We start from the raw sequence: 12,371 nt of genomic DNA, 5'->3' as shown, positions 1-12,371 counted from the left end.
CCCCGCCTCGACGTCCACCGAGGCGCAGCCCCTGACCCAGGCCCGAGCCCCACCACCGCCACCGCCACCGCCACCCGCCGGACCGCTCAGCTCCCCCCGGTCCGCAGGTCGACGCCGTGCCGGTGGGCGTCCGCCGCGACGACCCGGGTGGCCAGTCCGGCCAGCAGGCGCCGCTCGTCCCCGGTCAGCGCCGCCGCGAAGGCGTCGATCCGCTCGGCGAACTCCGCCGCGACCCGCTCCGCGAGCTCCCGCCCCGCGGGGGTGGCGGAGACCCGGTAGGAGCGGCGGTCGGTGGCGCTGGCCTCGCGGACCACCAGGCCGCGGCGCTGCGCCCGGTCGACCAGGCCGGTGACCGAGGACTTGTCCAGACCCAGCAGCCGGCCCAGCTCCCGCATGGCGGGCTCGCGGTCGCGGAGCACGCCGAGCAGCCGGACCTGGATCATCGACAGCTCCTGCCGGGCCGCGATCTCGGCCAGGGCGCCGTGGACGAGGAAGGTGAGCTGGGCCAGCCCGTCGACCAGGCCGAGGTCCGCCACGGAGGCGGAGGCGGAGGCGGCAACGGAAACAGGGGCGGAGGCGGAGTCGGGCCGGGCGGCCTCGGAGGAAGTCATGGGCCCGATCATAGTTGAAAAGGTTTGCTCCACGTACTACTTTTGGTACGTGGCACAAACCAACCTCTGGAGGAACCCCGTGGAGATCCGCGCCGCCGTCGTCGACTCGTTCGACCGCCCGCCCCGCTACCGCCCCTTCGACCTCCCGGCGCCGACCGACGAGGACCACGCGCTGGTCGACGTCCTCGCCGTCGGCCTGCACCCCCGGGTGCGCACCGGCGCGTCCGGGCGGCACTACACCAGCACCGGGCGGCTCCCGCTGGTCCCCGGCGTCGACGGCGTCGGCCGCCGCGCGGACGGCACCGCGGTGTACTTCGTCGCCGACGACGACCTGGTCGGCCCGATGGCCACCCGCACCGTCATCGACACCCGCCGCAGCATCCCGCTGCCCGAGGGCACGGACCCGGTGCGGATCGCGGCCGCGATGAACCCCGCGATGTCGTCCTGGGTGGCGCTGCGCCGCCGCGTCCCGCTCCGACCGGGGCAGTCGGTCCTGGTGCTGGGCGCGACCGGCAACGCCGGGCGGATGGCGGTCCAGGTCGCCGGGCGCCTCGGGGCCGGCCGGGTGGTGGGCGCCGGCCGCGATCCGGAGCGGCTGGCGGCCCTGCCCGGCCTGGGGGCGGACGCGACCGTCGCGCTCACCGCCGACGCCGACGCCACCGCAGCGGCCCTGGCGGAGGCCGCCGCCGAGGTGGACGTGGTGCTCGACTACCTGTGGGGCGAGCCGGCCGCCGCCGCGATGTCGGCCCTGCTGCGGGCCAGGTCGGACCGGAGCCGGGCGCTGGACTGGGTGCAGATCGGCTCGGTGGCGGGCCCCTCGCTCGACCTGCCCTCGGTCCTGCTGCGCTCGGCCGACCTGCGCCTCCAGGGCAACGGCCAGGGCGCCGTCTCCACCCGCGCCTACCTGGCCGAACTGCCCTCCCTGATCGAGGAGATCGACCACGGCCGACTCACCGTCCCCGCCCGGACCGCGCCGCTCGCCGACGTGGAGACGGTGTGGACCGCCCCCGAGGCCCCGGGCGTGCGCACCGTCCTGCTGCCCTGACCGCCCACCCGCGCACGGCCGGCGCCCGGCCTCCGCGGGGCACCGGCCGCGGGGGGTCAACTCAGCATGTCCTCCCCGGCGTTCGGCACCTCGGTGCCGGACCTGTCGAAGAACTGCCAGGACACGGCCCGCTTCCCGCCCTGCTCCGGCACCACCGTCCGCCGGTACGGGGAGTCCCCGACGGTGACCAGCGGCGGTTCGGAGGCGGTGCCGTCGTCCCAGGTCACCACCACCTTGGCGATGTCCGGGCCGAACGCCATCACGGCGAGCGCGACCGGCAGCGGCCCGGGGTGGTCGCCCTTGGTCCGGGCCGCCATCATGCCGCCGCTGAAAGTCGTGCCCGTCCCCGGCTCCAGGTGCCCGGGGGCCGGGTAGCCGCCCTGCTCGTCGTACTTCTGCCGGACCCCGACCGGGGTCGCGTAGGTGTTGACGACGTCCTCGTTCGGCTGCCAGTACTGCTGGACGTACGCCTCCGTGGGCCGGTCCAGCGAGGGGTCGACGGCGCTGCGCTCCTGCCAGACCGCGACCGCCTGCTCGTACGCCCGCTCCTGCGGGGCGACCGGCCAGAGCGCCTCCCAGGGCTTCCACTCCTTGCCGTCGACGACCGCCCTGCCCGATCACCGCCCGGACGGGCGTGAGCGGGTCCCGGGGGGCCGCGGACGAGGACACGGCCGACGGGGACGCGGCGGCCGGGCCGCCGTCGCCCCCGGCGCCGGCCGGGCCGGTCGACTGCGGGGTGCGCGCACCGGCCGGTCCGGCGTGCAGTCCGGCCGCCGCGCCGCCGCCCAGGACCACCACCGAGGCCAGCGCGAGCGCGCCGACCGCGGTCCGGCGGCGCCGGCGGATCCGCCGTCCCCCGGCCTCGACGCCCTCGACCGGGACCGGCCCGATCGGCACCTGCGCCGCGGCCCCGGCGAGCCGGAGCTCGACCCACATCTCGCCGTCCCCCCGCGTTCCGTCGCCACCCGCGGTCACACCGCACCCCCGATCCGTGTCATGTCCTTCGACTGCCCCAGGCCCGCGGTCTCCCGCAGCCGGGCTGTCCCCTTGGCGGCGTGGCTGCGCACGGCCCCGGCCGAGCACCCCATCGCCGCTGCCGCCTGGCTGTCGCTCAGGTCCTCCCGGTGCCGCAGCACCACGGCCTGCCGCTGCCGGGTCGGCAGCGTCGCGAGGGCCGCCATCAGCTCCCGGCGCTGGTCCGACCTGACGTACCCGTCCTCGGGCCCGGCCGTGTCCGGCACGGCCTCCACCAGCACCTCCGGGGGCCGGCGGCGCCAGCGGCGGGCGTGCTGGTTGACCATGATCCGGCGCACGTGGCTGTGCGGGTCCTCGGCCCGGCGGACCTTCGTCCAGGCCGCGCAGGTCCGCTCCGCGGCGGACTGCGCGAGGTCCTCCGCCGCGTGCCGGTCGCCGGTCGCCGGTCGCCGGTCAGCAGGTACGCCGTCCGCAGCAGCCAGGGCCACGCCCCCACGATGAACGCCCGGAAATCCTGCTCCGGGCCGCTCCGCGTCTCTTCTCCCATGAACACCTCCTCACCCGTCCGGAGCCCGGAGGAGGTGCGAAACGCTCACCCGCCCGGTCACTCCCCCGGCGGTTCCTCCCGCCGCTCCCCGTCCGACCGGCCCCCACCGGCACCGTCCGCACCCGAACCACCCGCGCCGTCGGAGCCACCCGCGCCGCCGGAGCCGCCCGAGCGCCCCGTGCCGCCCGACACCATCCGCCGCAGCCGCCGCACGGTGTGCCGCCGCCGTTCGCGCCGCTCCTCGCCGTGGTCGATCCGCGGGTCGTCCTCGACCTCGTAGCGGCGCACGTACGTCCCGACGAAGCCCTGCAGGGTGGCCGCGACCGGGATGGCGATCAGCGCGCCGACCGCGCCGAGCAGCGCGGCCCCGGCGATCACCGCGCCGAACGCGACGGCGGGGTGCACGTCGACCGTCTTCGCGGTGATCCGCGGGTGCAGCAGGTAGTTCTCGATCTGCTGGTAGACGGTCACGAAGGCCAGTACCCACAGCGCGTCCACCGGCCGCACGGTCAGCCCGACCAGGACCGGCAGCGCGCCGGCCAGGTAGGTGCCGATGGTCGGCACGAACTGCGACATGACGCCGACCCAGACGGCCAGCGCGGCGGCGTACGGCAGCCCGATGATCGCGAAGAACGCCCAGTGCGCGAGCGCGGAGATCAGCGCGAGCAGCGCCCGGGAGTAGAGGTAGCCGCCGGTCTTGGCGAGCGCGATCTCCCAGGCCCGCAGCACCTCGCCCTGCTTGGAGGGCGGCAGCAGCGAGCAGACGGTGCGCCGCACCCGGGGGCCCTCGGCGGTGAAGTAGAAGGTGAACAGGCCGACGGTGAACGCCTGGAACAGCCCGCCGATGACGGTGCCGGTGACGCCCCAGACGTTGTCGGCGGCCTGCTGGGCGTACTTCTCGATGGTCCCGGAGTCCTTGAGCACCTGGTGCTGGAGCTGGTCGAGCGACAGGTCGGTGTGGAAGGTGTGGTTGATCCAGTTGATCAGGTCCTGGAGCAGCTGCGGGAGCTTCCCGGCGATCTGGGTGATCTGGTCGACCAGCAGGGTGCCGAGCGAGGCCAGGAAGCCGGCGGCGGCGATGAACAGGCCGATGAACACCAGGAAGGTGCCGAGGCCCCGGCGCACCCCCCGGGCGGCCATCCGGTCGACGGCGGGCTCCATCGCCAGCGACAGGAAGAACGCCACCAGCAGCATCACGAACAGGTCGATCAGCTGGTGGAAGGCCCAGTCGGCGAGCTGGAACAGCCCGACCCCGAGCAGCGCCAGCAGCAGTGCCCTGGGCAGCCAGCGGGGCATCGCGCCGCCGCCGAGCTCGGCCCGGCGCAGCAGCCGGGCGGCCACCGTGTCCGCCCCCTCGGCGCCCGGGCTCCCGGTGCCCGCCCTCGCGGTGTCGGCGGCTTCCACCGCGTCGGCCGCCCGGGCCGTGGTGCCGGGCGCGGTGTCGGGGGCCGGGTCGCCGGTCGGGTCGGGGTTCTCTGCGCTGCTCGCCACCGGGACAGTCTCACCCACTCCGGCGCGAATAATCTCACCTCAGTTGCGGCGACACCCCCTGCGTGGCGCAGACCACCCGCCAGACGTCCTTGGCCTCCCACCCGGCGTCCAGCGCCTGCCGGACGGTGCGGCCGCCGAGCTCGCCCATCACGTGGTCCTGGGCGAAGGACTCCGCGTACGCCTCGCCGAAGTGCTCGTGCATCCGTCGCCAGAACTCGGTCAGCCTCATGCGCCCCAGTATCGGGCACCGGCCGCCCGCCCCGGGCGGTGGTCAGCCCGTCGGCAGGGTGAGCAGGCCGGCGCCGTAGAAGTCGCGGTCCTGGCAGCCGAGCGGCAGGGTCGTGGTGCAGCCCCGGTCGGCGGCCAGGGCCAGCGCGGCGGCGATCCGGTCGGGGCTCCAGTCGGGGTGCTGGGCGGCGACCACGGCGACCGCGCCGGTGACGTGCGCGGCGGACATCGAGGTGCCGGCCAGCGCGGCGTACCGGCCGCCGGGCCAGTCGGAGACGATCGCGCCCTGGGTGCCGCCGTCGGGGTCGCCGCCGGGGGCGGCGACGGAGACCTTGCCGCGCCCGTAGTTGCTGTACCCGGCGGGCAGGCCGTTGCGGTCGACGGCGGTGACGGTGACCACGCCGGGCAGTTCGCCGGGCAGCCGGATGCACTCGGTGCCGAGCTGCCGGTCGTCCGGGGGGCCGGTGGTGCGGTCGTTGGGGCTGCGCTGGTCGGTGCGTCCGGCGTTCAGGTCCTGGCCGTCGTTGCCGGCCGAGGCGACCACCACGGCGCCCTTGCGCTGGGCGTAGGCGACGGCCCGGCCGACGGCGGCGGCCAGCGCGGCCTGGTCGGCGTCCTCGGGGCAGTTGTACTTCCACGGGTCGGCGAAGTAGCTGTCGTTGATCGCGCGGGCGCCGTGGTCGGCGGCCCAGAGCATGCCGCAGACGATGTTCTCGGTGTAGTACTGCCCGAGCGGTCCGAGCAGCCGGACGGCGGCGATCCGCACGCCGGGGGCGACGCCGGTGACGCCGTGGCCGTCGCGGGCGGCGCCGACGATCCCGGCGACGTGGGTGCCGTGGCCGCTCTCGTTGATCGCGTCGTCGGGCCGCCAGGCGCCGCTGCGGGAGTCGGGGCGGCCGTCGGCGCAGGACGCGGAGGCGGCCGGGTCGACGGCGGCCCGCAGGTCGGGGTGGGTGTCGTCGACGCCGGAGTCCAGGACGGCGACGGTGACCTTGGACAGCTGCTGGGCGGTGGGCAGCGCGCCGGCCCGGTCGGCGGAGGCCGGGCCGGCCCGGTCGGCGACCGGCGGGCGCAGCAGGGCGGCGCCCCGCCCGGCGGGGCGGTCGAGGGCGCCGATCATGGCGAGGTTCCAGTCGGACTGCTCGCCGGGGTCGGGCACGGTGGCGGTGGAGTCGTCGGCCCCCTCGACCGTCTCGACGGCCGCCCCCGGGCCCGTCGTGCCGCGCGCGGCGGCCCGCTCCGCGTCCCCGAGCGGCAGCGCGCCGGGCCGGGCGCCGGCGGCGGTGCCGGTGCCGGTGTCGAAGGCGGCGCCGGCCAGCGGCCGGGGCGGGGAGGGCACCGGGACGGTGCGGGTGGCGCCGACGGCGGCTATCCCGGGCCGTCCGCGCAGCTTCTCGGCGAACCGGGGCCCGGCGTAGGCGAGCACCGCGCCGATCTGCGGGTAGTCCTGGACGACCTTGCCGCCGACCGCCCGGGCCTGGTCGCCGGCGTGCTCGGCGCCCCGGGCGTCGGTGCGCTCGTCCAGCACCAGGTAGCTGAGGTAGGTGTCGCCGGTGCCGGTGACGTAGGGGACGGCGCCGCCGAGCAGCAGTCCGGTGAGCAGCGTCGCGCCGAGCACCCGGACGCTGCGGCGCCGACGGGGGGCGGGGGTGCTGCCGGGGGCCTGGCTCACCTGCTCCATCGCACGCTCTCCGCTCGTCAGGCAGGGCCGGACACCGGGATCGGGTCCGGTTCCTCACCATATGAGCGATTTGTACGATTTGCTTCACGGGGTTGGGTCAGACGGTGACCGTTCCGTGACCTGTCAGCGTGTCGGGGCACCATGGGGTCATGGCCTCCTCAGACGCTGACCCGCTGCACGGCTTCGCCCCGGCCACCCGGGCCTGGTTCACGGGAGCGTTCGCCGCGCCCACCGAGGCGCAGTCCCGGGCCTGGTCGGCGATCGGGCTCGGGACGGACGTGCTGGTGGTCGCCCCGACCGGCTCCGGCAAGACGCTGGCGGCCTTCCTCTCCGCGCTGGACCGGCTGGCCGCCACCCCGCCCCCGGCCGACCCGAAGCGCCGCTGCCGGGTGCTCTACGTCTCCCCGCTGAAGGCACTCGCGGTCGACGTCGAGCGCAACCTGCGGGCCCCGCTGGCCGGCCTGCGGCAGGCCAGCGTCCGGCTCGGCCTGCCCGAGCCCGAGGTCCGGGTCGGCATCCGCTCCGGCGACACCCCGGCCGCCGACCGCCGCCGCTTCGCCACCCAGCCGCCGGACATCCTGATCACCACCCCCGAGTCGCTGTTCCTGCTGCTCACCTCCGCCGCCCGGGAGGCCCTGCGCGGCGTCGACACGGTGATCCTGGACGAGGTGCACGCGGTGGCCGGCACCAAGCGCGGCGCGCACCTGGCGCTCAGCCTGGAGCGCCTGGACGAGCTGCTGGAGCGCCCGGCCCGCCGGATCGGCCTGTCCGCCACCGTCCGCCCGGTCGAGGAGGTCGCCCGCTACCTCAGCCCGCAGCGCGGCGCGGCGATCGTCCAGCCCGACGGCGACAAGCGCTTCGACCTGTCCGTGGTGGTCCCCGTCCCGGACCTGGCCGACCTGCCCGCCGCCCCGGCCGAGGAGACCGACCAGCAGCGGCAGGGCTCGATCTGGCCGCACGTCGAGGAGCGGATCGTCGACCTGGTGCAGGCGCACCGCTCGACCATCGTGTTCGCCAACTCCCGCCGCCTGGCCGAGCGGCTGTGCAACCGGCTGAACGAGATCGCCTACGAGCGGGCCACCGGTGCCCCGCTGCCCGAGGCGCACTCCCCCGCCGAGCTGATGGGCGGCTCGGGGGCGGCCGCGGGCGCCCCGCCGCTGCTGGCCCGGGCCCACCACGGCTCGGTGTCCAAGGAGCAGCGCTCGCTGGTGGAGGAGGAGCTGAAGGCCGGCCGGCTGCCCGCCGTGGTGGCCACCTCCAGCCTGGAGCTGGGCATCGACATGGGCGCCGTCGACCTGGTGGTGCAGGTCGAGTCCCCGCCCTCGGTGGCCTCCGGCCTGCAGCGGGTCGGCCGGGCCGGGCACCAGGTCGGCGCGGTCTCCAGCGGCGTGTTCTTCCCCAAGTACCGGGGCGACCTGGTGCAGTCCGCCGTGGTCACCGAGCGGATGCGGGCGGGCGCCATCGAGGCCCTGCGGGTCCCGCGCAACCCGCTGGACGTGCTGGCCCAGCAGCTGGTCGCGATCACCGCGCTGGACGTCTGGGACGTCGACGAGCTGCTCGCGCTGTGCCGCCGGGCCGCCCCGTTCGCCACCCTCCCGCGGTCCGCGTTCGACGGCGTCCTGGACATGCTGGCCGGCCGCTACCCGTCCGACGCCTTCGCCGAGCTGCGCCCCCGCCTGGTCTGGGACCGCGTCGCGGGCACCGTCACCGGCCGCCCCGGCGCCCAGCGGCTGGCCGTCACCTCCGGCGGCACCATCCCCGACCGCGGCCTGTTCGGCGTCTTCATCGCGGGCGCGGCCGGGTCCGATTCGAAGGCGGGCAAGAAGGGCGGCGGCCGGGTCGGGGAGCTGGACGAGGAGATGGTCTACGAGTCCCGGGTGGGGGACGTCTTCACCCTGGGCACCACCTCCTGGCGCATCCAGGAGATCACCCACGACAAGGTGCTGGTCACCCCCGCCCCCGGCGTCCCCGGCCGGCTCCCGTTCTGGAAGGGCGACACCCTCGGCCGCCCGCTCGAACTCGGCCGCGCCCTGGGCGCGTTCGTCCGCGAGCTCGGCGCCCTGGAGCCGGCGGCGGCCACCGCCCGGCTGCGCGCGGCCGGCCTGGACGACTGGGCCGCCGCCAACCTGCTCGCCTACCTCGCCGAGCAGCGCGAAGCCTGCGGCCACCTGCCCGACGACCGCACCATCGTGGTCGAGCGCTTCCGCGACGAGCTCGGCGACTGGCGGATCGTCGTGCACTCCCCGTTCGGCGCCCAGGTGCACGCCCCGTGGGCGCTGGCCATCGGCGCCCGGCTGCGCGAGAAGCACGGCCTGGACCCGCAGGTGATGCACGCCGACGACGGCATCGTGCTGCGGCTGCCGGACGCCGACCTGCTGGGCGACTTCCCCTCGGCCACCCCGCCCCCCGGTGCGGCCCCGCCCGCCGACGAGGCCCCGGTCGGCGCCGACGCCGCGGTCTTCGACGCCGCCGAGATCGAGCAGCTGGTCACCGACCAGGTCGGCGGCTCCGCCCTGTTCGCCGCCCGCTTCCGCGAGTGCGCCGGCCGCGCCCTGCTGCTGCCCCGCCGCAGCCCCGGCAAGCGCACCCCGCTGTGGCAGCAGCGCCAGCGCGCCTCCCAACTCCTTGAGGTGGCCGCCGAGTACGGCTCCTTCCCGATCGTCCTGGAGGCCGTCCGCGAGTGCCTGCAGGACGTGTTCGACGTGCCCGGCCTGGTCGAGCTGATGGGAGACCTGGAGTCCCGCGCGGTGCGGCTGGTCGAGGTCACCACCCCCGAGCCGTCCCCGTTCGCCCGCTCCCTGCTGTTCGGCTACGTCGCCCAGTTCCTGTACGAGGGCGACTCCCCGATCGCCGAGCGCCGCGCCGCCGCCCTGGCGCTGGACTCCCGGCTGCTGTCCGAGCTGCTCGGCCAGGCCGAGCTGCGCGAACTGCTCGACCCGCAGGTCCTCGCCGACCTGGAGGCCGAGCTCCAGCGGCTCACCCCCGAGCGCCGGATCAAGGACGCCGAGGGCGTCGCCGACGCGCTGCGCCTGCTCGGCCCGCTCTCCGAGGCCGAACTGGGCCTGCGCGGCGCCGAACCGCTGTGGGCGCTGGAGCTGGAGGCCGCCCGCCGGGCGATCCAGGTCCGGATCGGCGGCGCGCTGCGCTGGGCCGCGATCGAGGACGCCGGGCGGCTGCGCGACGCCCTCGGCACCCCGCTGCCGGTCGGCGTCCCCGAGGCGTTCACCGAGCCGGTCAAGGACCCGCTGGGCGACCTGCTGGCCCGGCACGCCCGCACCCACGGCCCGTTCACCGCACAGGACGCCGCCGAGCGCTTCGGCCTCGGCACCGCCGTGGTCACCGGCACCCTGCACCGCCTCACCGCCGCCGGCCGCCTGGTCCAGGGCGAGTTCAGGCCGGACGGCTCGGCCGCCGCCCCCGAGTGGTGCGACACCGAGGTGCTGCGCCGCCTGCGCCGCCGCTCGCTGGCCGCCCTGCGCCACGAGGTGGAGGCCGTCCCGGCCAGGGCGCTGGCCGCGTTCCTCCCCCAGTGGCAGCACCTGGCCGGCCACCGGCTGCGCGGCGCCGACGGCCTCTACCGGGTGGTCGAGCAGCTCCAGGGCACCGCGCTGCCCGCCTCCGCCCTGGAGAAGCTCGTGCTGCCCGCCCGGCTCGCCGACTACTCCCCCGCCCTGCTGGACGAGCTGACGGCGGCCGGCGAGATCGGCTGGTCCGGCGCGGGCGCGCTGCCCGGCAAGGACGGCTGGATCAGCCTGCACCTGCCGGAGAACGCCCACCTGCTGCGCCCCGAGCCGCTGCCGCTCACCCCGGGCCAGGTGCACACCGCCCTGCTGGAGGCGCTCACCGGCGGCTACGGCGCGTTCTTCCGCCAGCTCGCCGAGCGCGTCCCCGGCACCCCGGACGCCGAGATCGCCGACGCCCTGTGGGACTTGGTCTGGGCCGGGTACGTCACCAACGACACCCTGGCCCCGCTGCGCGGCCTGCTCGGCTCCGGCCGCACCGCCGGGGCCACCGCGCACCGCGCACCGCGCACCACCCCGCGCGGCCGCTACGGCGGCGCGGGGCGCGGCCCGGCCCGCCCCGCGGCCCGCACCGGCCCGCCGACCACCGTGGGCCGCTGGTCGCTGCTGCCCGCCCTCGACGGGGACCCGACGGTGCGGGCCGCCGCCCGGGCGCAGGCCCTGCTCGACCGGCACGGCGTGCTGACCCGCGGCACCGTGGCCGCCGAGCGGGTGCCCGGCGGCTTCGCGGGCGTCTACCGGGTGCTGTCCGCGTTCGAGGAGCGCGGCAAGGCCCGCCGCGGCTACTTCGTCGAGGGCCTGGGCGGCGCCCAGTTCGCCATGGCCGGCGCCGCCGACCGGCTGCGCTCGGTCAGCTCCCGGCTGGAGCGGGCGGCGGCCACCGAGTGGACGGCCGCCGCCCCCGACCAGGCCCCGCAGGCCGTGGTGCTGGCCGCCGCCGACCCGGCCAACGCGTACGGCGCGGCCCTGCCCTGGCCCGAGCCGCCCGCGGACACCGCCGCCGCGCACCGCCCCGGCCGCAAGGCGGGCTCGCTGGTCGCCCTGGTCGACGGCGAGCTGGTGCTCTACCTGGAGCGCGGCGGCAAGTCCCTGCTCGCCTGGTCCGCCGACGGCCCCGCGTTGGCCGCGGCGCTGGCCGGGCTGGCCGGGCCGCTCACCATCGAGCGCGTCAACGGCCATCCGGCCCTCACCAGCCCACTGGGCGGGCACCTGGAAACGGCCGGTTTCCACCCCACCCCGAAGGGCTACCGGCTCAGGTAGCGGGGGCGGGGTGCGGGCGGTTCACCCGTCCGAGGGAGGGCTCCCCGCCCCGGGCGGCCCCGGCGGCGGGGGGTTCCCGGCGTCCGGGGTCTCCCCCCGTTTCCCGGGTTCCGGCACCAGTCTGGTGTGCACCGGGATCAGCCCGGCCCCCCACCATCCGGCCGCGAGCATGCCGAGGGCGGCACCGCCGTGTATCGCGGTGCCGCCCCTCAGCAGCAGTATCAGGCCCAGACCGACCAGTGCCGTCGCACCGAGCAGCAGCGCACTGCGCGCACTCCGCATCGTGGCCCTCCTTCACCCGGCGCCCCGCGGTGGCGGGGCGGACGAGGTCCGGTCAGGCCGCCACCACGTCCATCGCCGCCTTGGGCGAGATGGACCCGGACCGGTCGACGCCGGGTGCCGGCAGCGGAACCGGTTCGAGCACCGGCCTCAGCAGATCACCCTCCGAGAGTGTCGCCATCGCCGCAAGTTCGGCGAGCGACAGTTCGTCGCTGACCTCCCGCATGACCTCCGACATCCGCACGTCGAGCGCGTCGCAGATGGCGGAGAGCAGCTCGGAGGACGCCTCCTTCTGACCCCGCTCGACCTCGGAGAGGTACCCGAGCGAAACCCTGGCGGCTGCCGACACCTCGCGGAGTGTGCGGCCCTGGCGCTGGCGCTGCCGACGCAGCACATCGCCCAGCAGGCGACGGAGCAGAATCATCGGTGCCTCCCTCCTCGGACTGCGGATCGAGATGTCACGACCCCACCGTACCGCCTTGCCAGCATCCCGTGCCGGGACCGGGGTCGTGTTCACTCTGGGCTGCAAGGCGCCCCCTCCCTGTTTCTTCCCCGCCGGGGCCGTCGAACCACCCGTGACGGGCAGATGTCCGGCTCCGGACGCGCGGTCGACGCCGGGTCGACGGACGTGCCTCCCGGCGGGGCCCCGCCCGGCCGGAGCATCCGGTGTAACACGTTCCCCCGGCGGGTGCGGTGGGTTCCCGGGTTTTCGGCCCGCCGCACCGGGTCTTTC

General features: G+C 76.5%; 9 protein-coding genes. 2 read left to right on the top strand and 7 right to left on the bottom strand.

The window, feature by feature from the left end:
* Positions 1-86 precede the first annotated feature (86 nt).
* A complete protein-coding gene (locus tag ACIP60_RS30305) occupies positions 87-611 on the bottom strand; it encodes a MarR family winged helix-turn-helix transcriptional regulator (RefSeq protein WP_400690305.1) in 525 nt (174 codons plus the stop codon).
* Positions 612-660: 49 nt separating this feature from the next.
* Here ACIP60_RS30305 and ACIP60_RS30300 point away from each other — a divergent pair, with 49 nt between their 5' ends.
* Positions 661-1,656 (top strand): zinc-binding dehydrogenase, encoded by a 996-nt coding sequence (locus tag ACIP60_RS30300; protein WP_400690302.1) that lies wholly within the window; start codon positions 661-663, stop codon positions 1,654-1,656.
* A 56-nt stretch (positions 1,657-1,712) separates the two neighbouring features.
* Here ACIP60_RS30300 and ACIP60_RS30295 read toward each other — a convergent pair whose 3' ends face one another.
* From ACIP60_RS30295 to ACIP60_RS30275, 5 genes are all read right to left on the bottom strand, one after another.
* Entirely contained in the window at positions 1,713-1,976 is a 264-nt protein-coding gene (locus ACIP60_RS30295; protein ID WP_400690300.1) for a hypothetical protein, read from the bottom strand.
* A gap of 651 nt (positions 1,977-2,627) precedes the next feature.
* Entirely contained in the window at positions 2,628-3,119 is a 492-nt protein-coding gene (locus ACIP60_RS30290) for a SigE family RNA polymerase sigma factor (protein WP_400690297.1), read from the bottom strand.
* 116 nt (positions 3,120-3,235) lie between these two features.
* The gene (locus ACIP60_RS30285) at positions 3,236-4,669 is read right to left on the bottom strand and encodes an AI-2E family transporter (RefSeq protein ID WP_400690295.1); all 1,434 of its coding nucleotides are present in this window, start codon (positions 4,667-4,669) and stop codon (positions 3,236-3,238) included.
* 34 nt (positions 4,670-4,703) lie between these two features.
* A complete protein-coding gene (locus tag ACIP60_RS30280; RefSeq protein WP_100840424.1) occupies positions 4,704-4,898 on the bottom strand; it encodes a DUF3046 domain-containing protein in 195 nt (64 codons plus the stop codon).
* Between the two features lie 42 nt (positions 4,899-4,940).
* On the bottom strand, positions 4,941-6,578 hold the full coding sequence (locus tag ACIP60_RS30275) for a S8 family serine peptidase (protein ID WP_400690291.1): 1,638 nt from the start codon (positions 6,576-6,578) through the stop codon (positions 4,941-4,943).
* Between the two features lie 149 nt (positions 6,579-6,727).
* Between ACIP60_RS30275 and ACIP60_RS30270 the strand changes: the two genes are divergently transcribed.
* The gene (locus ACIP60_RS30270) at positions 6,728-11,359 is read left to right on the top strand and encodes an ATP-dependent helicase (RefSeq protein ID WP_400690289.1); all 4,632 of its coding nucleotides are present in this window, start codon (positions 6,728-6,730) and stop codon (positions 11,357-11,359) included.
* A 334-nt stretch (positions 11,360-11,693) separates the two neighbouring features.
* Here ACIP60_RS30270 and ACIP60_RS30265 read toward each other — a convergent pair whose 3' ends face one another.
* The gene (locus ACIP60_RS30265; RefSeq protein WP_030457965.1) at positions 11,694-12,062 is read right to left on the bottom strand and encodes a helix-turn-helix domain-containing protein; all 369 of its coding nucleotides are present in this window, start codon (positions 12,060-12,062) and stop codon (positions 11,694-11,696) included.
* Positions 12,063-12,371: the final 309 nt, after the last annotated feature.

The sequence above is a fragment of the Kitasatospora sp. NPDC088783 genome (assembly GCF_044750705.1).
Taxonomy (GTDB): Bacteria; Actinomycetota; Actinomycetes; order Streptomycetales; family Streptomycetaceae; genus Kitasatospora; species Kitasatospora fiedleri.
This window is presented reverse-complemented; position numbering and strand designations above follow the sequence as displayed.